Raw genomic sequence first — 20506 nt, 5'->3', positions numbered from 1 at the left:
TGCTCAGTATTACTTAGTTATACCCAGTTGAAACTGGTAATCGCTTATTGATAAATTTGCGTAGCTTTGAGCATATGGTAAGTAATGATTAACTGTGTAAGTGCGAGGGGATAACTTTGCAGTGTTTCTCCGGTTGTACCCGCGATTTTACCTAGTTCTGGATTAATTTCGCGATCGCATATATTTTTTAAATAAGGCATATCGGAACACATAATATGCTCTATATTAGTCACCTGTTCTAAGGTAGCGTGACCATCAACTTCCAAGACATCCACTGGTTTACCCATATCTCTGTCTAGTCCCAGACGAACTGCTGATTGAGAATCACCATTACCGGAGTCCGTAATTTGGGTAAAATCTGGATGGGGAATAGAGGGACGCAACACCAAACGCACATTTAAATGACCATTAGTTTCATTTTCCTCCTCTTTTGTGGGATAAAAACTGACGACAATATCCGACCATTGACGCTGGGGACGGATATACTGTTCTGAGTCTGGTTCACGTTTTTCTAGTTCTGCTAATACTTGTTCTGGGGTATAACCACGCTTTTGTGTATCCCGCTTAATTTTCCAAGCAGCGCGGACTGGTTCAGGAGGGGCAAGATATACTTTTACATCATAAGCATCACGGGCTGCACGGGTAGAATAACCTAGTAACCCTTCAATAATTACAAATTTATTAGGTTTAATATATTGTGGTGGCTCAAATGTCCCTGTTTTGTGGCTGTAAACCGGCTTGAGAATGGGCTGTCCAGTCCGTAGCAGCGATAAATGCTGCTGCATAATATCCAAATAGTTGCAGTCAGGATGAAGGGCTGTAATCCCAATTTCTGCCCGTTGTGTGCGATCGTAACGATGGTAATCGTCTGTACATATGAGGGTAACATTCTCCGGTCCAAGTACCTGAGCAATTCCTCTAGTCAATGTCGTTTTACCAGCAGCGCTGTCACCAACAATCCCAAGAATAATTGGACGGCTCATTTTACCCCTTTAACACAAGCTAGTTGTGTGATAATGTTTACAGAGAACAATTTTAATTAATTTACTAATTTTAGAAGGGAAATTGAAAATAAATCCAACGAAAATCATCTTTGCAACATCTCTACATAAAGGGAGTTGAGGAGATATTTGGTAGAGTCGGCAGGCAAATGACGGACGTGATATTATCTGTGTATCTGTGTCAAAATCCGTTTGTGCTATGTATGACAGGCATATTTTTGAATGATGACAAAACAAACAATTGGCTTAGAAAAAAATCTGTATAATTATTTGCTGTCTGTTTCCCTGCGAGAACCAGATGTATTAACTCAACTGCGTCAGGAAACCTCCCAATTGCCTATGGCTCAGATGCAGATTTCCCCAGAACAGGGTCAATTTATGGCTTTGTTGGTGAAATTGATAGGTGCAAAAAAAACTTTAGAAGTAGGTGTCTTTACAGGTTATAGTTCTTTGGTAACTGCCTTGGCTTTACCCGAAGATGGTAAGATTGTCGCCTGTGATGTGAGTGAAGAATATACCAGTATTGCTCGGCGTTATTGGCAACGTGCCGGGGTAGCTGATAAAATCGATTTACATATCGCTCCAGCTTTGGAAACTTTAGATAAATTATTGGCATCTGGTGAAGCGGAAAGTTTTGATTTTGCGTTTATTGATGCTGATAAGGGGAACTATGAAAACTATTATGAGCGATCGCTCAAATTAATTCGACCAGGTGGACTAATTGCCATTGATAACGTCCTCTGGTCTGGTAAAGTTGCAGATTCCGAAGTTCAGGATAATCAAACTAACAAGATTCGCTCTTTGAATCAAAAGTTACATCAAGACTCACGAATTACTCTGAGTTTAGTTCCTATCGCTGATGGTTTGACTTTAGCAATGAAGAATTAAACGCAGAGGCACGCGGAGGTAAGCGCGGAGGTTCGCAAAGATGAAGTTATATCATGTCCGGCTAATTGCTGATCAAAAAAACTCACCGTGTCTCTGTGTCCCCGCGTCAGCCCTAATAAAAAGTATTCAATCGGACATGATATGCTTACTATGCTGTTTCCATTTTTGCTGTTGTCTCGTTCTTTTGTCTTCAGTCAAACTATCGAAACAGTGAGGACAGGAAATTCCTTCTTCATATTTAGGTGAGGTTTTATCTTCTTCTGCAATGGGATGTCCACAGCAAAAGCATAACTCATAACTTCCTTCTTCTAATCCGTGACGGACTGCGACTCGTTCATCAAATACAAAACACTCTCCTTCCCATAAACTTTCTTCGGCTGGAATTTCTTCTAAATATTTGAGAATGCCGCCTTTGAGGTGATATACTCTCTCGAATCCCTGAGAAAGCAGATAAGATGAGGCTTTTTCACAACGAATACCACCAGTACAAAACAAAGCCACTTTTTTATGTTTGCTGGGGTCAAGTTGTTCGTTTACATATTCTGGAAATTCTCGGAATATCTGGGTTTGCGGATTTTCAGCCCTTTTGAAAGTACCAATACTTATTTCATAATTATTACGGGTATCAATTACTGTGACTTCTGGATCAGATATCAAATCATTCCATTCTTGAGGACTGATATAAGTTCCAACTTTTTCATTGGGGTCAATCTCTGGTATTCCCAAAGTTACAATTTCCGGTTTTAACCGCACTTTCATTCTTTCAAAAGGCGGCGTTTCTGTGTATGATTCTTTATGTTCTAAATCTGTGAACCGAGTATCATCACGGAGAAAGCCCAGAACTGCATCGATTGCTTGACGGGAACCAGCAATTGTACCATTAATCCCTTCTGGGGCTAGTAAAATCGTGCCTTTGATGCCTTGTTCCTGACAAAAAGACAGCAAGGGTTCTTGGATTTCGGCAAAATCCGGTAAACTAATAAATTTATACAGTGCAGCCACAACTAAAATATTTTTTTGGTTCATCTATTTACAAAATAATGAATATTGGGATAATATCTTGTCAAGATTTAAAATTCAGTCTTTTTTATTCTTAAAAACTTTTGAATTGAAGACGGGGGTTTAGCTCAGTTGGTAGAGCGCCTGCTTTGCAAGCAGGATGTCAGCGGTTCGAGTCCGCTAATCTCCATTAATTGCGACGAAATACGAGTGACAGGTTATTTGCTGGCATTTGGTAGGTTTTGTGCAGAATCAAATTTTGCGCGTTAGCGGCTTTGATCACATCCTCTAAATTACGCACTCCCCACTCTGGGTTTTGAAGCTGTAAAGACTCATCAAAAGCCTCGTTACTCGGTGCGGTATGTTCACCGTTTTGTTTGTAGGGTCCATATAAATAAAGAATACCACCAGGGGGAAGAATCCGTCCTGCACCAGCCATGAGTCCTAAACAGGCTGACCAAGGGGAAATATGAATCATGTTAATGTTAACTATGGCAACAATGGATAATTCGGGTAATGTTTCTTTCTCCACTGGCCAAATTGGTAACTCTACATCTAAATCTAAAGGTTGATAAATATTATCACTCTTGAATTCTTCTGCCCAAGCGGTAATACTATCGCGTAATATGGGGTTAGGGTCAGAAGGTAGCCATTGACGGGGTTTGAGGCTAGGTGCAAAAAATACAGCGTGTTCACCTGTGCCACTGGCAACTTCTAAAATAGTCCCATTTGCAGGTAATACTTGTAAAAGTACCTCTAAAATGGCTTCTCGGTTGCGCTGGGTTGCGGGTGCAAATTGTTTTTTGTCTGGTGCTGTGTTCATATAATTTAAATTATCAGAATTAAGCAATCAAGCGATCGCTATTGTTTCAATTTTTTAGCCAGAAATTCAGGAGAACAACTTGCCTAAATCAATTCATTCTACTCAACCACCACTCAATTTCATTCCCCAACGCTATAACCCCCTAATAGTTAAAATTACCTCTTGGTTTCTCCCCTTTGTTCTTCAGGTGAGAACTAGACCTTGGCTACCTGCGGGTATTGTCAATATTGAAGCCAAGAATGCCGAAGTCTTAGCTAAATTATACCAGGAATTTCAAGCAGGGAAAATCCGCTTTTTAATCGCATTTCGTCACCCAGAGGTAGAAGATCCTCTAACTATGTTATATTTTCTTACCCGCATCGTTCCCAAAGTGGCGCATCAAAAAGGAATTACTCTACAATATCCACTACATAGTCATTTTATGTATGAACGGGGAATGACATTATGGGCGGGAAAGTGGTTAGGATGGTTATTCTCTGGACTTGGGGGTGTACCCGTTCGCAGGGGAAGACGAGTAGACCGAAACTCTATTCAAATGGCGCGGGATTTATTTGCTAATGCAAAAATGCCCATTGCCATTGCACCAGAAGGCGGTACAAATGGTCATAGTGGTATAGTTAGTCCTCTAGAACCGGGTGTAGCACAATTGGGTTTTTGGTGTGTGGAAGATTTACAAAAAGCTAACCGTGAAGAAACGGTTTTTATTATTCCTATTGCCATTAAATATAGTTACGTTAACCCACCTTGGAAAAAAATAAATTGGCTGTTATCTAAATTAGAAACTGATAGCGGTTTACCCGTTGCGGAAATTAATCTAACGGGACAGAAAAAAGAAGAAATTTTATATCAACGTTTTTTGCATTTAGCTGAATATTTAATAGGGGAAATGGAAGAATTTTATCGTCGTTTCTATCATCGAGATTTACCGAAAATCATCTCTGAAGAAAAATCCCCAGCCAATGAAGTGTTAATTACCAGATTACACCGATTAATGGATACAGCTTTACAAATTACAGAACAATATTTTAATATTCAGCCCCAGGGTAATTTTATTGATAGATGTCGGCGGTTAGAAGAAGCAGGTTGGAATTACATTTATCGAGATGATATCGAGGATATTCAAAGTTTACCACCCTTCAAACGTGGCTTGGCTGACTGGGTAGCAGAAGAAGCTGATTTAAGAATGCAACACATGAGAATAGCCGAAAGTTTTGTGGCTGTAACTGCTAATTATATTCAAGAAAACCCAACTGCGGAAAGATTTGCCGAAACAGCATTATTAATGTTTGATATGTTGTCTCGGGTTAAAGATTCTACTTTACCAGGAAGACCGCGTTTAGGTTTAAAACAAGCAATGATTACTGTAGGTGAGCCAATTTCTGTCAGTGAAAGGTGGGAGAGTTGTCAGGGGAATAAACAGGGGTTGAGAAAGGGAGTTAATGATTTGACTAAGGATTTGCAGGTAATGTTGGAGGAGTTGATTAAATAATTCGTAATAGTGCTTACAGCAGGCTATCGCCAACGTAATTCGTAATAGTGCCTCCGGCAGGCTACGCCAACGTAATTAAGTTTTGTGATGGGGATTTAGACTCCGACCCAAAACTTGCCAATTATTGAACCGGGGGATTTAAACCCACGGTACTCGGTTAAAGATTAGTTTCACACCCAGACAAAAAGGATTTTTCATGTTCACAGATTAATTCTTTTAGCTTTTTGTCCACAGCGGACAATTTTCTGATACCATAAACAATCCGACTCCTTTAACATAGATTGACGTATGAGCAAGGGAACCCTGTTTGACAAAGTTTGGGACTTACACACCGTTGGGACACTTCCATCAGGACTAACGCAACTATTTATTGGACTACATCTTATTCATGAAGTTACCAGTCCCCAAGCCTTTGCTATGCTCAAGGAGCGGGATTTAAAAGTATTATTTCCACAACGGACTATAGCCACAGTTGATCATATCGTCCCCACAGAAAACCAAGCCCGTCCCTTTGTGGACACTATGGCTGAAGAAATGATCCAGGCATTAGAAAAGAGTTGTCAAGAAAATGACATAACTTTTTACAATATTGGTTCAGGTAATCAAGGTATAGTACACGTCATCGCTCCCGAACTGGGACTCACCCAACCGGGAATGACCATCGCTTGTGGAGACAGTCATACATCAAGTCATGGTGCATTTGGAGCGATCGCATTTGGTATCGGTACAAGCCAAGTTAGAGACGTTCTCGCCTCCCAAACCTTAGCATTATCAAAATTAAAAGTCCGCAAAATCGAAGTTAACGGCCGCCTCCAACCCGGAGTTTACGCCAAAGACGTAATATTACACATCATCCGTACCCTCGGCGTAAAAGGTGGCGTAGGCTACGCTTACGAATTTGCTGGTACAACCTTTGCACAGATGAACATGGAAGAACGGATGACCGTTTGTAACATGGCCATCGAAGGCGGTGCAAGATGCGGATACGTCAACCCCGACCAAATCACCTACGATTATCTTCAAAATAGAGACTTCGCCCCCAAAGGTGCAGATTGGGAAAAAGCCGTGACTTGGTGGGAATCCCTGCGTAGTAATGCAGATGCAGAATATGATGATCTTGTAGTATTTAATGCCGAAGATATTCCCCCCACAGTCACATGGGGAATTACACCAGGTCAAGGAATTGGCGTAGATCAAAAAGTCCCCACAGCCGCAGAACTCCTAGAAGAAGACCGCTTCATCGCCGAAGAAGCATACCGCTACATGGACTTATATCCAGGTCAACCCATCCAAGGAACAAAAATTGATGTTTGCTTCATAGGAAGCTGCACAAACGGACGCATTAGCGACTTAAGAGAAGCCGCCAAAATCGCCCAAGGTCGCCAAGTAGCAGAGGGTGTGAAAGCCTTCGTAGTTCCCGGTTCAGAAAGAGTCAAAAAAGAAGCCGAAGCCGAAGGACTAGATAAAATCTTCCAAGCAGCCGGTTTCGAGTGGAGAGAACCGGGCTGTTCCATGTGTTTAGCCATGAACCCCGACAAACTCCAAGGAAGACAAATCAGCGCCTCCTCCTCCAACCGCAACTTCAAAGGAAGACAAGGATCATCCTCCGGTCGTACCCTACTAATGAGTCCCGCAATGGTAGCCACAGCAGCCATTAAAGGCGAAGTAGCCGACGTGCGCGAACTACTGTAACCTCCTCTCTCTTTGCGCCTCTGCGCCTCTGCGTGAGCCTCTTATTAACTCAAAACTATGGTAAGTGAAGTAAAACAAATATCCGGTAACGCCGTTCCCCTGATCGGTAACGACATAGACACAGACAGAATCATACCCGCCCGCTACCTAAAAGCAGTCACCTTTGACGGTTTAGGAGAAGGGGTATTTATCGACGATAGAAAAGCCTTAAACGGTCAACACCCATTTGACCAAATCCAATACCGAGGCGCGAAAATATTAATAGCGAACCGCAACTTTGGCTGTGGTTCATCAAGAGAACACGCACCCCAAGCCCTAGCAAAATGGGGAATCAAAGCCGTCATTGGTGAAAGCTTCGCCGAAATCTTCTTTGGTAACTGCGTCGCAATGGGCATACCATGCGTAACTGCACCTAGCGAAACAGTCAAACAACTGCAAGAATTAGTCACGGCTAATCCCCAAGCATCCCTTATCATAGATTTGGAAAAATTGCAAGTGCAGATTGGTGACTTTACCGCCCCAGTTTTCCTTGGTGAAGGAACGAGAAGCACTTTTATTTCGGGAACTTGGGACGCTTGCGGACAGTTAGTCGCAAATGCAGAACAGGTAAAGGCCACCGCAGCGAAATTGCCTTACATTGGTTGGGAGAAATTAGCAGCAAGTTAGTTGTCATATGTTCCCTGGCTGGGCTGGGGAACCGGACGATATAAAAAAGTTAACTATTATAGTAAAGTTAGTATTTTCTTGTCAAGATAGTTTAAACTGAGAGTATTATTTACTTGTCAGGTTATTTCCATGCAGAGATGCCAGTTTAGAACACCATTAACGGAACTAAAAAAAGCATTTCTGTCCAACTTTTGAGTCAATCTAGTTTTTCCCCAATTCAAAGAGAATTTTTTTATGCTTAACGGCCCTTTGCATGAACAACCTCGCAACCAACGAGCTACTGTAATTCGTACAAGTAATGAATTTGTGCTTCTGGAATGGCTAAAATCCACTGGACGCTTAATAGCGCGTGAACCGATAGAATCAGATCGTCTCAATGAAGTGGAAGAAATTTCTGAAATCATAGACCTCGATGATATCCCCTATGATCATGATGATGACGACGCAGAAATTGATTTAGAAGATTAGTACTATAGCAGGTGACAGGGGACAGGTGACAGGTAACAGTTTGAAACGTCTTTTGGTGTCTAGGTTTTATAATCACTTGGTGTCCTAACCGCCCTGTCCGTTGCTATACAAGGCAGAAGTCACAAGACAGCGAGTAATATCATGTCCGGTTGAATACTTATCATTTAGACTGACACGGAGACAAGGAGACGCACAGACGCGGAGATTTTTTTTGATAAGTGATTAGGCGGACATGATAAAACTTTAACTATGTGGTGATTTCTGCCCCTATGAGAAATTTTACTGAAATTTGCTCTCCTATATTCCTGCGGAGACATTGCTAAATACTCAAGCCTCTATGTAAAGAAATAGCAAAACTATATCTTTAGATGTATATTTTTATGTTTATGTCTATCCTATCCCCCTGGAAGGGATAATAATTAATGAGTATAGGGAATTTACAGTTATATCAAGATCGGCTAATTGCTTATCAAAAAAAACTCACTGCGTAACCGCGTTTGTCTTAATGATAAGTATTTAAAAGGGCTTGATGTTGTTCCTGTTTACACTCTCTGCATTCTGGTTATATTGAGGATTTAATTGTGGTTGCAACGCCGGAAAAACTGCAACATACCCACGAGCATCTACCCAGCCAAGACCGTGTAGCCGTATTACTCATGGGCTACGGCGAAGTTGAAAGCTACGAAGATTTTGCTAACTATAACGAACAAGCTTTAAATCTACTGACTGCGAAATTCGCACCTGTTCCTACTTGGATTTATCCTCCTTTAGCAAAGCTTTTAGCTTTATTTGACCGTCATGAATGGGGACACACACACCACGATTTTATCTCCCCACACAATGCCATCTTTGAAAAGCAAAGGGCTGGTATTGAACACGAATTACAGCACAAATGGGGCGGTGGTGTTCAAGTTTTCAAAGCTTTTAACTTTTGCGCTCCTTTTTTGCCAAATCAAGTTTTAGCAGAAATTAAAAATCAAGGCTTTAGCAAAATCTTGATTTATCCACTTTTGGTTGTAGATTCCATTTTCACCAGTGGTATTGCTATTGAGCAAGTGAATAATGCTCTTGTAGAATTAGCTGATGGTGAAGAACATTGGGTTAAGGCTATGCGCTATATTCCTTCGTTCTACAATGAACCAGGATATATCAAATTGATGGCGCAGTTGGTGGAAGAGAAAATTAATGCTGACGTAGCCGCAGCTTATTTACCTTCCCAAATCGGTATTGTGCTGATGAATCACGGTTGTCCCCACAAAGCCAAGGGATTTACTTCGGGAATTGATGAAAGTCAAGCGCTTTACGAATTAGTCAGAAATGAGTTAATTAACCGTTATCCTTTAATTTCTGTAGGTTGGCTCAACCACGACACACCCCTAATTGAATGGACACAACCAAATGCAACCCAAGCGGCGCAAAATCTAATTCAATTGGGTGCAAAAGTGATAGTCTTTATGCCTATTGGTTTTGCGACAGAAAACCACGAAACTCTTTTGGATGTTCACCACATCATCCATGATTTAGAGAAACAGCATTCTGATGTTGATTATTTACAAATGGCTTGTGTAAATGACAATCCGCAATTTTTAGATATGGCTGCTGAATGGGCAAATGCTCATATTGCAGAATTAATGCAAGCTGAAGAAATGGTAGTTAATAGAGAGTTAGCGATAACTCATCATCATCATCACCATTAAGTGACAGTAGGGGCGGGGTTTCCCCGCCCAATTACGAATTACTCCTGCTTCCTGTTTTAAGTTTGAATGTTAATCTGGAACTAATACCAACTCTCTATGAGGTTGCGGTATATTTCCCCTTAGAATAGAATTCTGGGGCTACACAAACAAAGCCCACCGACCTGGGCTAATTGCTAATTAGGCGCATCTTCATACAGAAATGGTATAACCCTGTTCTGTCACTCTCCGAAAACATTTGCCATTTCTGAATTCTAGAGCTTTTATATACCAAGCGATTGCACAATTTCTTTCTAATAACAAATACAACACCCATTTTTTTCTAATAGGATAGGTTGAATTGATTGGTTGATAAGGCTTTCAGAGATTGCCCTCCCGAAAAGTGACAAAAGAGGGATAACTACAAAACAAGTACCAGTTTCAGGAGGGAATGATGACACAAGCTAATGTATCTCCAGTTATGGCTGTGAATATCCCTACTACAATAACGTTGAAAATCTCCCATGAGCAGTTTGTTGATTTGGCACTTGCTAATCGAGATTTACAACTAGAACGAACTGCTACGGGAGAGTTAATTATTCTGCCACCTACGGGAAGTTATACCGGAAAAAGAAACTTTGATATAGCTGGACAACTGTGGCTGTGGAACCGTCAAAATAAACTCGGTAAAGCATTTAACTCTTCAACAGGTTTTCATCTTCCTAATGGTGCTGACCGTTCTCCTGATGCTGCTTGGGTACGTCAAGAAAGATGGGATGCTCTTAGTTTAGAACAACAAGAAAGTTTTGCACCTATTTGTCCTGATTTTGTTTTGGAATTACGTTCTAAAACTGATTCTCTGGAAAAGTTGCAAGCCAAAATGAGAGAATATATAGAAAATGGCGCTAGTTTAGGTTGGTTGATAGACCGCAAAAATCAACGAGTGGAAATTTATCGTCCAGGTAAAGATGTGGACGTTTTGGATCATCCTGTAACTTTGTCTGGGGAAGATGTTTTACCTGGGTTTGTGTTGGATTTAAGCGAGGTTTGGAGATAAAAATATTAAAGCTTACGGTTTATTTCTGCACGAAAAGCAACCAACTATGAACAACGAACCTATTTCGAGCAAATCTCAAACTGATTGGCAGCGTTTAGATGCAATGACTGATGAAGATATTGATTTGTCAGACTGCCCGGAAATTACACCTGAATTATTTGCTAAAGCAGTGGTGAAAAGGGGTTTACCTGTTGCTAAAAACAAAGCACAAGTAACATTACGCATTGATAGTGATGTCTTGGAGTGGTTTAAGTCTCAAGGGCGTGGTTATCAAACTCAAATCAACGCTTTATTAAGAGCCTATATGGAGGCTCATGAGTAAATTTTTATGCCTATTTGTCCTCTTTTTGTGTTGCTTTAACCGAGGTTTGGAGTTGAGAATATAATGATACAGCCAATCATTTTAGAAAAATTAGAAGAACTCCCTGAGTCTCTTCAGACAGAGGTACTTCATTACATTGAATTTTTGATAGACAAGCACGCTAAAGACTCTGCCCAAGCCGAACCGACAAAGAAGCGTCGTGTTGCTGGAACAATGAAAGGAATGTTTGTTTTACCACTGCCGGATGACTTTGATGAGCCACTTGAAGATATGAAAGAATATATGGAATGAATAAATTATTATTAGATACTCATGCTTTTATCTGGTTTGTCTCTAATGATGCCAACTTGCCAGCAGCAACTAAAAATCAGATTGAATCTGCTGAAGCTGTTTTTTTGAGTATTGCCAGTATTTGGGAAATAGCAATTAAACTCAACATTGGCAAACTAACCCTACAGGGTACGTTTGAAGAAATTGAACCTCAACTCATTGCTGCGGATATCAAGATTCTCTCTGTGACATTTACTGATACGGTTCAATTCCGTTATTTACCCCTGCATCATCGTGATCCTTTTGATCGGATTTTGGTGGCACAAGCCATAAATCATTCTCTAGTTTTGATTAGTCGTGATGTGGCTTTTGATGCCTATTCCGTGCAGAGGGTGTGGTCATAAAGAAGGTAAATACTCCCATTTATTTTAGATTTTACTTGCTTTAATAGCTAAATCGACAAATTAACTGTGTATAAACTATACTTGTAACGTAGGTTTTAATCTCGTCATAGCAAATTAACTATCGCGGCAACTGATAGCTCAACAGTAGCAACATCAGTTAACTGCTTAATGGCTGCGGTTAAGCCTAATTTTAGTCTGGCAGGTTTTTTGCTGAGTGTCGATATCGATTAGGTTCGTACTTCTTTATCCGTAATTACAGATAGAGTAACTCAGAAAAAAATGACATCTGCACTCAAGATAAATTCACACCAAACATTGAATCGGGAGGAAATGTTTTATGGCTAATATCGTTTTATTTCAAGGTAATAGGTACACGGGGGATACTACTTGGCTTGCCCAATACTATGGGGCGCAAACGTCCACAAATTTTGAAGTGCTAGATAGCAGTGGCGTTCTGCGGGAGAGTAATGTAGGCATCAATTTCACCTATGGTTGGAACGGATTTTTTAATTCTGGAACTATTACTTCAGTCTATTACTTCGGAAGTAACGGCCAACTCAAAAGCCAGGAGACAAATTTGAACGTTGACGTTGCGACAAGAAATAGCCTTTTAACTATCGGCACGTCATCATACGACTATTATCAATATTACTATCGGGGGAATGATAGTTTCCTCGGCTCTGCGAGCGATGATCTTTTCTACGGCTCTAAGGGGAACGACACTATCAATGGTGGGGCTGGTATTGATGTCTTAACCTTCCAAAAATTTAGCCAGGGAGTAACTGTTAATCTCTCAACAGGGAAAGCAATTACTTCTTATGGCACTTCGGTTATTTCCAATGTAGAGGATATTGAGGGGTCAGCATACGGCGATGTACTGACTGGAAACGCTGGAAATAACCAAATACAGGGGTTTGGCGGCGCTGATACAATTAATGGCGGTGCTGGATTTGATACTGTTGTCTATTTTGATGCTACCTCAGCAGTCAATGTGAATTTGTCCACCGGAGTTGTGACTGGTGGTAGCGGTAATGATACCTTAGTGTCCATTGAGCGGGTATTCGGATCTCGTTTTAACGACGTGCTGACTGGTTCTGCTGCTAATGAATCTTTCTTAGGGGGATTTGGTGCAGATACCATCAATGGTGGAGGTGGTATTGATACCGTTGAGTACGGTTTTGTCGGTTCAGGAGTTGTCGTCAATCTGGCGACTGGACTCGCGAGTGGTAGTGCAGGAAACGATATTATTTCCAATGTTGAGAACGTCACAGGCTCAATTTTCAATGACACAATCACTGGTAATGCTGTAGCCAATGTTCTGAATGGCGACAATGGAAATGATGTACTTAATGGTGGTGGTGGCAAAGATTCTTTGAATGGTGGCGCTGGTAATGACACTCTCACCGGTGCTGGTACAGATAATGGAGTTGGCTCAATAGACACTTTTACAGGTGGCAGCGGAAATGACCGCTTTATACTGAGCAGCAGCACTACGGCTTTCTACAACGATGGCAATAATTCTAGTTCAGGTTTGGGTGACTATGCTCTGATCAAAGACTTCAATTCCACTCAGGATAAGATTCAATTGGAAGGATCTGCGAGTAAATATATTTTGGGTACATCGCCTATTTCTGGTGTTTCTGGAACTGCTATCTATCTAGACACGAATAATAATGGGATTTTCAACTCTACAGACGAATTGGTTGGTATTGTGCAGGGTTCTTCAGGACTAAACCGGACGGCTAGTTACTTTGTTTATGTTTAAAGACCAAAATAATATCCTCAACTAAAAACGTAATATCCATTTCCCTGACTTCTTTGAGAAATCGGGGATCTATTTTTTAATTCACCAAAATCATCTACTCACTCCAATAACCAAGCAAATAAATCTTCTACAGTAAGATTAAAGTTTTTAGCAAATGCTGGTACTGGCAACGGTGCATTTGGTAGCTCATAAAAAGCAGTTGCTTGATCTGGAAAATAAACGAACACAGATTCTTCTTTTGAGTCAATCAGCCAGCCGATCTGAGTTCCATAATTGAGACAGTGTATAATATTTTTAATAACTTTAGTTTGGCTTTGATCAGGTGAGAGAATTTCGATAGTCCAATCTGGAGCGATCGCAAAAACATTGGCAACTCTACCATTTTCTTGACGTGGAATCCTATCCCAACAAAAGACAGAAACATCAGGTACAATTGAGCGTCCACCGAAAGTACAACGAAGTTCTGAGAAAGCCCTGGCTATCTTTTGGGGTTTTAATATCAGATTAATTGCAGGTGGTAGCTCAGTTTGAATTGCACTATGTTCTCCTTGTGGCATTGGTTTTTGGATAATGCGTCCATCAATATATTCGCTGGGAGGTTCTGTCTCTGGCAGTTTTAGGAATTCTTCTAGGGTGATAATTTGAGCAGGTGTTTGTACCATTTGCAGGTTTCCTTATCTATTTATTTAGGGAGAATAGCTGGTAAATATCCTCCCCATGTCTCCCTATTTCTAATTAACTCCCCGCAATTTCCGAGTATTATCAACTAAACTCTGAGCAAAATGATCAAACCGTTGAGATAATTTTTCATCCAGCAGCTTACCTTCAGGACTGAAAGCACTGTAAGCTTGGCCAATCGCAATCTGTTCGGGAATTACCCAACCATGCACCCAGCGGAGAATTACTCTCAGGTCATTGAGAGCATTACTATTTACTTGTCCACCTAAAATACTAATCAAACCAGCAACTTTCCCAGACAGTTGATCAAAAGTCATTAAATCTAAAGCGTTTTTGATCACGCCACTCACACTACCATGATATTCTGGTGTGGCCAAAATCAAGCCGTCTGCATTAGCAACAGTATCGCGCAACCGTTGTACATCTGGATATTCTGGATATTCCTTAGCACCATTGCAAAAAGGTAGCTGCATTTGTTGTAAATCAAGAATTTCGACTTCGGCACCTAAAGCTGCTACTCGTTGGGCTGCTACTTGTAACCCTAGCTGGGTATAGGAGCCGGGTCTTAAACTACCACCAATACCAACAATTTTTACCATAGTTCACCCACCAAACTAGAATTTTAAAAAGCGTAGTCATTATGATTATGATTATCTTAGCGATTGATTGCGTAATATGTCAAATTTTAGTTTCAGGAGAACTTGATGTTATGAGGATTAGATTACCCTAGTTGATCAGCTACATGAGTTCAGTAGTAAATACGTGGGAATGTTTTTGTCAGGAAGTTAGACTAGATAGGAAAACCGTAATTTCCAGTTATTGGAATTTTTGCTAGAAGAATAGGCATAAAACCAAATATCAGCTTATGCCAAAAGAGAAAGGGTAAATATTATGACAAATGTTGGAAAAAAGGCATTGAAGAAACAGCGCTCAACACATGGCATTGCTTGGACTGGGGCTTTAGCAGCCAGTATGATCATGTTGCCAGGAATTGTTGGTGGTTCTCCTGTCTTGGCACAAAAATCAGCGGCTAATTCCTTAAGTTATGGGCAATTGCTCCAAAAAACAGAGCAAGGGGAAGTTAAAAAAGTAGAACTTGATGAAACTGAACAAATAGCGAAAGTTTATTTGGCAGATCAAAAACCAGATGCACCACCTATACCAGTAAGACTTTTAGATCAAAACTCGGAGTTAATTAACAAACTCAAAGAAAAAAACGTTGAGTTTGGTGAGGTTTCCTCTGCTAACAGTAGGGCTGCTGTGGGGTTGTTAATCAATCTGATGTGGATTTTGCCATTGGTAGCTTTAATGCTTTTGTTCCTCCGTCGTTCTACTAATGCTTCTAACCAAGCAATGAATTTCGGCAAATCCCGCGCTCGGTTCCAAATGGAAGCGAAAACAGGGGTAAAATTTGACGATGTAGCTGGGATTGAAGAAGCGAAAGAAGAACTGCAAGAAGTTGTGACTTTCCTCAAACAACCAGAGAAATTTACTGCTGTGGGCGCTCGGATTCCCAAGGGTGTACTGTTAATTGGACCTCCGGGGACTGGTAAAACTTTACTCGCAAAAGCGATCGCAGGGGAAGCTGCTGTACCATTCTTTAGTATTTCCGGTTCCGAATTCGTGGAAATGTTTGTGGGTGTGGGTGCTTCCCGTGTCCGCGACTTGTTCAAGAAAGCCAAAGACAATGCTCCTTGTATCATCTTTATTGATGAAATTGATGCCGTAGGTAGACAACGGGGTGCGGGTATCGGTGGTGGTAATGATGAGAGAGAACAAACCCTCAACCAGCTATTAACCGAAATGGATGGTTTTGAAGGTAACACAGGCATTATTATTATTGCTGCTACCAACCGTCCTGATGTTTTAGATTCCGCACTTTTACGTCCCGGTCGTTTTGACAGACAGGTAACTGTTGACGCACCTGATATGAAAGGACGTTTGGAGATATTACAAGTTCATGCCAGGAACAAGAAATTAGATGCTAGTGTGTCCTTAGATGCGATCGCTCGACGCACACCTGGATTCACCGGCGCAGACTTAGCTAACCTCCTCAACGAAGCCGCTATTCTCACCGCCAGAAGACGCAAAGAAGCCATTACCATTCTAGAAATTGATGATGCCGTAGATCGGGTTGTCGCTGGAATGGAAGGTGCAGCCTTGGTAGACAGCAAAAATAAACGCCTAATTGCTTACCATGAAGTGGGACACGCTTTAGTAGGTACATTAATTAAAGACCATGACCCAGTACAAAAAGTTACACTCATTCCTAGAGGACAAGCCCTGGGATTAACTTGGTTTACGCCGAATGAAGAACAAGGACTAATTTCTCGTTCTCAAATCCTAGCGCGGATTCTAGCCGCTTTGGGTGGTCGTGCTGCTGAAGAAATTGTTTTTGGTAAGGCGGAAGTAACCACAGGTGCTGGAAATGACTTACAACAAGTCACAAACATGGCAAGACAAATGGTGACACGGTTTGGGATGTCGGAATTAGGACTGGTTTCCTTGGAAAGTCCAAATCAGGAAGTATTCTTGGGGCGTGACTGGGGGAATAAATCAGAATATTCTGAGGAAATTGCCGCTAAAATTGATGCTCAAGTCCGGGAAATCGTTAACAATTGCTACATCAAAGCCAAAGAAATTTTAGAAGAAAATCGCTTTGTTTTAGAGCGTTTAGTCGATTTGTTAGCGGAACAGGAAACAATTGATGGGGATTTATTCCGCAAGATTGTAGGGGAAAATACGCTGATTCAAGTTACAGATAAAAAGTTGGCTGTGCCGTATTAGGTAATCATTAAGTGTCAATGGTCTAGTTGAATAGACTATTAAATAGATATGGGAGTGAAAAAGAATGTAGAGACGTTGTATACAATGTCTCTACAAGGGTTCAGCATAATGCATATTTACCGCAGGGAACAGAGAATAGATAATAGGGTTGAAAGTTTTGTAGCATAAGGCTTTGTTCTTAAATTTTGTACCTCCTGCAACCGGAAATCTGCTGTAATTTTTTAATTTTCACTTCCATGTCTATTGATTCTTCTGATTAGTGAAAAAATTAAAAAGACTGTTTGAGAACTTTTTTATTTGTAGCCATGATTTCTAATCATCTAGAGATGCCAACCTTGGTAAAATTTACTAATATGTCGATTTAAGAAGAAATTAAGGTAAAATTAGAGTAAAATTAGGCATTAGAGAATTAAATCGCGCCATGTTTGATATATTGCCTTTTCGCTTTGAGTTAGATAAAATTGCGATCGCAGGAGCCTGTGTGTGGTCTTTGGCGCTATATATCGGTTTTGCTTCAACTAGGGAATGGGTGACAGAGCAATTGAACAGGTGGTTTAATTTTGCAGAACGCTTTCTCTACACCAGTCAATCAGAATTTGAAAAAACACGTAAAGCCAGAGAATCGCAAAATGCTTTTTACGCTTCACTTTTTAGCATTGTGCCTTTCATAGTATTTGGTGCTTTATGTAACTGGGGTTTGGAAATCAGTTTAGGTGATAGCTGGGGAATTAGCATCGGCATACTTGCTTGTATGGGTACAGGTATTTTTGAATTAGGACGCAGAGATGGGGAATCATCAGATTAAGAGTATTACAAGAAAAAATCGTATTAATACCTACTACATAAGCTTAATTTAAACTAAAGTGAAATCCAACATTCAAATATCTCAGATTTACGGCACATATACCAGATGTAAATGGCAACAACGATTTTATAAAATAATCATAGCCACCTGGTTAGCAACAACAGAACTGCTCATCCATTCCCAGCAAAGCGTCTTCGCTCAACTCAAGCCAGATCATACATTAGGTGCAGAAAGCTCAGTTGTTAAACCCATTGACTCATTTAGCGATCGCATAGAAAAAGGCGCAACTAGAGGCGTGAATTTATTTCACAGCTTCAAAGATTTTAATGTTGGTGCAAATAGAAGTGTTTATTTTGCTAATCCTGCTGGCATTGAAAATATATTAAATCGTGTAACCGGTGGTAATCCCTCCAATATTTTAGGCAAATTAGGAGTAGAGGGAACAGCTAATTTATTTTTAATCAATCCCCAGGGTATTGTATTTGGAAAAAATGCCAGCTTGGATATTCGCGGTTCATTTATTGGTAGTACAGCCAGTAGTATCAAATTTGTTGATGGTTTTGAATTTAATGTCAATGGTAGCCAAATCACACCCTTGTTAACTATCCGTGTTCCCCTGGGTTTGCAGTATGGAGTGAATCCAGGGAAAATTCGGGTACAGGGTGATGGAAATGGGATCAGGACTACATCTCAATTAATTGATACTACAGCAGGGTTGCGGGTAGAACCAAATCAAACCTTAGCCTTAGTTGGTGGTGATATTTCCCTAGAAGGTGCAACCCTGAAAACTGCTGGAGGAAGGATAGAGTTGGGTAGTGTGGGGGATAACAGTTTTGTTAGTCTCACCCCGATAAATAAAGGCTTTTCTTTAGGATATGAAGGCACTTCTAACTTCAAAAACATCCAATTATCTCAACAAGCAGCAGTAGATGCCAGTGGTGTGGGTACTGGTGATATTCAAGTCATTGGTAAACGTGTAACTCTTACCAATGGTTCACGGATAGAAACAAGTACACTGGGGGCAGCAAAAGGAGGCAATTTGGTAGTAAATGCTACTGAATTGATAGAGATAATTGGTCATGAAAGCGGCTTGTATGCTCAAGTTTACGCGGATGCAAAAGGGGATGCAGGAGACTTGACGGTTAACACTAGTAAATTGCTTGTACAGGATGAGGCTTCGGTTGATACCACTACATATGGTGCAGGAAAGGGAGGAAATTTAACCATCAATGCTACTGATTCTATCCAACTTATTGGTGCTGGTACTAAAACCAGTGATTTTTTCACTGGCTTATTAGCTACATCTATGGGCGGTGAAGGGGATGCAGGAAACCTGACGATTAACACCAGTAAATTGCTTGTACAGGATGGAGCGCAGGTTGGTGTTGGCACATTTGGGTCAGGGAATGGCGGAAATTTAACTGTCAATGCTACTGATTCTATCCAACTGATTGGTACTGGTACTAACGCAAATGGTTTTCCCAGTGGCTTGCTTGCTGGAACAGCAGGTGGTGAAGGAGATGCAGGAAACCTAATAATTAACACTCCTAAATTACTTGTACAGGATGGGGCGCAAATTCTTACTGGCACAAATAGCGCAGGAAGCGGGGGAGACCTGACGATTAACATCCGTCAATTACTTGTACAAGATGGGGCGCAAATTAATACTGGCACAACTAGTGCAGGAAAAAGCGGGAATTTGACTATCAATGCTACTGATTCTATTCAAGTTATTGGTATTAACAGTACCTTGTCTGCTGCATCTGGAGTGGGCTTTGGTCTAACTGGAAGTAATCCCGACACCACAGGAGACGGGGGAAACCTGACAATTAACACTCCTAAATTGCTTCTACAAGATGGCGCTGTAGTAACTGTAAATGCTATCAGCAAAGGCAAGGCAGGCAATCTGGAAGTCAATTCTCGCTCTATCAACTTAGACAACAACGCCACCATTAGTGCTAACACCCTTGCCAGTAACACTAATCAAGACTTCAATAAACCGCAAGCAACTATTAACATCCGTTCCCAAAATTTAATATTACGTCGTGGCAGCAATATCACTACCAATGCCACAGGAAATAGTGTAATTGGTGGTAACATCAACATTGAAACCGATGTCTTAGCCGCAATTAACAATAGTGATATCCGTGCAGATTCTACAGACTTTCGCGGTGGTCAAATACAAATCAAAGCTCAAGGTATATTTGGTATAGAGTTCCGGGATGCAATTACTCCCAAAAGCGATATCACTGCAACAGGAGCAAATCCTCAGTTAAGTGGTACAGTGCAAATCATTAAACCTGATGCAGATCCGCTCTCTGGGTTAATAGATTTACCTGATAATTTACTTGACGCAGAATCATTAATAGGAAAAGATATTTGTTCCGAGGAGCAAATTGCTAGAGGCAGTTCTTTTACAATTACGGGCAAGGGTGGTTTACCTGTTGAGTCTGATGAGTTAATTAGCAATTCACCTGGGTTAGTAGAATGGGTAACTCGTTCAGAGAAACAACAGACATTACCTCTTGTCTTTCGTCCGCTAGAAAGGATAAATAATGAGAAAAGAAATATTCCCAATCACGTTATTCAGCAAGCACAAGGCTGGATAATTGCTGCTGATGGTAAAGTAATTCTCACAGCCGAAGCGCCAAAAGTTACGCTTCAAAATGCGGGATTAACTCATCCTAGTTGTCATATTTATAGTCGCAATTAGCTTTAT

At 40.8% G+C, this 20506-nt stretch carries 19 protein-coding genes and 1 tRNA gene; 15 read left to right on the top strand and 5 right to left on the bottom strand.

The annotated features are described in order from the left end of the window. Positions 1-44: 44 nt before the first annotated feature. Positions 45-983 carry a phosphoribulokinase gene (locus tag H6G68_RS05940; RefSeq protein ID WP_190905807.1) on the bottom strand — a complete coding sequence of 313 codons (939 nt, stop codon included), beginning with the start codon at positions 981-983 and terminating at the stop codon, positions 45-47. A 243-nt stretch (positions 984-1226) separates the two neighbouring features. Between H6G68_RS05940 and H6G68_RS05935 the strand changes: the two genes are divergently transcribed. Then, the gene (locus H6G68_RS05935) at positions 1227-1889 is read left to right on the top strand and encodes a class I SAM-dependent methyltransferase (protein ID WP_190905852.1); all 663 of its coding nucleotides are present in this window, start codon (positions 1227-1229) and stop codon (positions 1887-1889) included. Between the two features lie 126 nt (positions 1890-2015). On the opposite strand, the gene trhO is transcribed toward H6G68_RS05935, so the two are convergent. Next, complete coding sequence (gene trhO / locus H6G68_RS05930; RefSeq protein WP_190905806.1) at positions 2016-2915, bottom strand: oxygen-dependent tRNA uridine(34) hydroxylase TrhO; 900 nt, start codon at positions 2913-2915, stop codon at positions 2016-2018. Positions 2916-3005: 90 nt separating this feature from the next. On the opposite strand from trhO, the gene H6G68_RS05925 reads away from it, so the two are divergent. Continuing rightward, positions 3006-3078 (top strand) — tRNA-Ala (locus tag H6G68_RS05925). Here the strand turns inward: H6G68_RS05925 and H6G68_RS05920 are convergent. Then, the gene (locus H6G68_RS05920; RefSeq protein ID WP_190905805.1) at positions 3079-3711 is read right to left on the bottom strand and encodes a class I SAM-dependent methyltransferase; all 633 of its coding nucleotides are present in this window, start codon (positions 3709-3711) and stop codon (positions 3079-3081) included. A gap of 79 nt (positions 3712-3790) precedes the next feature. Here H6G68_RS05920 and H6G68_RS05915 point away from each other — a divergent pair, with 79 nt between their 5' ends. From H6G68_RS05915 to H6G68_RS05870, 10 genes are all read left to right on the top strand, one after another. Further along, positions 3791-5200: a lysophospholipid acyltransferase family protein gene (locus tag H6G68_RS05915; RefSeq protein ID WP_190905804.1), complete on the top strand. Its 1410-nt coding sequence runs from the start codon at positions 3791-3793 to the stop codon at positions 5198-5200. 288 nt (positions 5201-5488) lie between these two features. Further along, complete coding sequence (gene leuC / locus H6G68_RS05910; protein WP_190905803.1) at positions 5489-6892, top strand: 3-isopropylmalate dehydratase large subunit; 1404 nt, start codon at positions 5489-5491, stop codon at positions 6890-6892. A 57-nt stretch (positions 6893-6949) separates the two neighbouring features. After that, the gene (leuD, locus tag H6G68_RS05905; protein WP_190905802.1) at positions 6950-7558 is read left to right on the top strand and encodes a 3-isopropylmalate dehydratase small subunit; all 609 of its coding nucleotides are present in this window, start codon (positions 6950-6952) and stop codon (positions 7556-7558) included. A 234-nt stretch (positions 7559-7792) separates the two neighbouring features. After that, complete coding sequence (locus H6G68_RS05900) at positions 7793-8026, top strand: DUF3134 domain-containing protein (protein ID WP_190905801.1); 234 nt, start codon at positions 7793-7795, stop codon at positions 8024-8026. Between the two features lie 581 nt (positions 8027-8607). Continuing rightward, on the top strand, positions 8608-9723 hold the full coding sequence (locus tag H6G68_RS05895) for a ferrochelatase (protein ID WP_190905800.1): 1116 nt from the start codon (positions 8608-8610) through the stop codon (positions 9721-9723). A gap of 430 nt (positions 9724-10153) precedes the next feature. Next, positions 10154-10756, top strand: coding sequence for a Uma2 family endonuclease (locus tag H6G68_RS05890; protein ID WP_190905851.1), 603 nt, complete (start codon positions 10154-10156; stop codon positions 10754-10756). A 46-nt stretch (positions 10757-10802) separates the two neighbouring features. Continuing rightward, a complete protein-coding gene (locus H6G68_RS05885) occupies positions 10803-11078 on the top strand; it encodes a BrnA antitoxin family protein (protein ID WP_127055259.1) in 276 nt (91 codons plus the stop codon). A gap of 63 nt (positions 11079-11141) precedes the next feature. Then, entirely contained in the window at positions 11142-11369 is a 228-nt protein-coding gene (vapB, locus tag H6G68_RS05880) for a type II toxin-antitoxin system VapB family antitoxin (RefSeq protein WP_190905799.1), read from the top strand. Further along, positions 11366-11752, top strand: coding sequence for a type II toxin-antitoxin system VapC family toxin (locus H6G68_RS05875; protein WP_190905798.1), 387 nt, complete (start codon positions 11366-11368; stop codon positions 11750-11752). The genes vapB and H6G68_RS05875 overlap by 4 nt, the downstream gene beginning before the upstream one ends. Before the next feature lie 337 nt (positions 11753-12089). Further along, positions 12090-13517, top strand: coding sequence for a calcium-binding protein (locus H6G68_RS05870; protein ID WP_190905797.1), 1428 nt, complete (start codon positions 12090-12092; stop codon positions 13515-13517). A 98-nt stretch (positions 13518-13615) separates the two neighbouring features. Here the strand turns inward: H6G68_RS05870 and H6G68_RS05865 are convergent, their stop codons facing one another. Both H6G68_RS05865 and H6G68_RS05860 read right to left on the bottom strand, forming a co-directional pair. Beyond that, entirely contained in the window at positions 13616-14179 is a 564-nt protein-coding gene (locus tag H6G68_RS05865) for a Uma2 family endonuclease (protein WP_190905796.1), read from the bottom strand. 69 nt (positions 14180-14248) lie between these two features. After that, entirely contained in the window at positions 14249-14794 is a 546-nt protein-coding gene (locus H6G68_RS05860; protein WP_190905795.1) for an NADPH-dependent FMN reductase, read from the bottom strand. Between the two features lie 292 nt (positions 14795-15086). Between H6G68_RS05860 and ftsH the strand changes: the two genes are divergently transcribed. The 3 genes from ftsH (at position 15087) to H6G68_RS05845 (ending at position 20500) form a co-directional block, all read left to right on the top strand. Then, entirely contained in the window at positions 15087-16982 is a 1896-nt protein-coding gene (gene ftsH, locus H6G68_RS05855; protein WP_190905794.1) for an ATP-dependent zinc metalloprotease FtsH, read from the top strand. 421 nt (positions 16983-17403) lie between these two features. After that, positions 17404-17787 (top strand): hypothetical protein, encoded by a 384-nt coding sequence (locus tag H6G68_RS05850; RefSeq protein ID WP_190905793.1) that lies wholly within the window; start codon positions 17404-17406, stop codon positions 17785-17787. Positions 17788-17845: 58 nt separating this feature from the next. Further along, entirely contained in the window at positions 17846-20500 is a 2655-nt protein-coding gene (locus H6G68_RS05845) for a two-partner secretion domain-containing protein (protein ID WP_190905792.1), read from the top strand. Positions 20501-20506 lie beyond the last annotated feature (6 nt).

Origin of the sequence: Anabaena catenula FACHB-362 (assembly GCF_014698735.1) — a bacterium.
GTDB classification, from domain to species: Bacteria; Cyanobacteriota; Cyanobacteriia; order Cyanobacteriales; family Nostocaceae; genus Anabaena; species Anabaena variabilis_A.
Note: the sequence above shows the minus strand (reverse complement) of the source record. Positions and strands in the feature narration are given on the sequence as shown.

Excerpts from the sequence above, each read along its gene's own strand:
- leuD (WP_190905802.1), top strand. The coding sequence starts at position 6,950 with ATGGTAAGTGAAGTAAAACAAATATCCGGTAACGCCGTTCCCCTGATC.
- H6G68_RS05920 (WP_190905805.1), bottom strand. The coding sequence starts at position 3,711 with ATGAACACAGCACCAGACAAAAAACAATTTGCACCCGCAACCCAGCGC.
- H6G68_RS05850 (WP_190905793.1), top strand. The coding sequence starts at position 17,404 with ATGTTTGATATATTGCCTTTTCGCTTTGAGTTAGATAAAATTGCGATC.
- H6G68_RS05870 (WP_190905797.1), top strand. The coding sequence starts at position 12,090 with ATGGCTAATATCGTTTTATTTCAAGGTAATAGGTACACGGGGGATACT.
- H6G68_RS05900 (WP_190905801.1), top strand. The coding sequence starts at position 7,793 with ATGCTTAACGGCCCTTTGCATGAACAACCTCGCAACCAACGAGCTACT.
- trhO (WP_190905806.1), bottom strand. The coding sequence starts at position 2,915 with ATGAACCAAAAAAATATTTTAGTTGTGGCTGCACTGTATAAATTTATT.
- H6G68_RS05875 (WP_190905798.1), top strand. The coding sequence starts at position 11,366 with ATGAATAAATTATTATTAGATACTCATGCTTTTATCTGGTTTGTCTCT.
- H6G68_RS05935 (WP_190905852.1), top strand. The coding sequence starts at position 1,227 with ATGACAAAACAAACAATTGGCTTAGAAAAAAATCTGTATAATTATTTG.
- leuC (WP_190905803.1), top strand. The coding sequence starts at position 5,489 with ATGAGCAAGGGAACCCTGTTTGACAAAGTTTGGGACTTACACACCGTT.
- H6G68_RS05885 (WP_127055259.1), top strand. The coding sequence starts at position 10,803 with ATGAACAACGAACCTATTTCGAGCAAATCTCAAACTGATTGGCAGCGT.
- ftsH (WP_190905794.1), top strand. The coding sequence starts at position 15,087 with ATGACAAATGTTGGAAAAAAGGCATTGAAGAAACAGCGCTCAACACAT.
- H6G68_RS05940 (WP_190905807.1), bottom strand. The coding sequence starts at position 983 with ATGAGCCGTCCAATTATTCTTGGGATTGTTGGTGACAGCGCTGCTGGT.
- H6G68_RS05865 (WP_190905796.1), bottom strand. The coding sequence starts at position 14,179 with ATGGTACAAACACCTGCTCAAATTATCACCCTAGAAGAATTCCTAAAA.
- H6G68_RS05860 (WP_190905795.1), bottom strand. The coding sequence starts at position 14,794 with ATGGTAAAAATTGTTGGTATTGGTGGTAGTTTAAGACCCGGCTCCTAT.
- H6G68_RS05890 (WP_190905851.1), top strand. The coding sequence starts at position 10,154 with ATGACACAAGCTAATGTATCTCCAGTTATGGCTGTGAATATCCCTACT.
- vapB (WP_190905799.1), top strand. The coding sequence starts at position 11,142 with ATGATACAGCCAATCATTTTAGAAAAATTAGAAGAACTCCCTGAGTCT.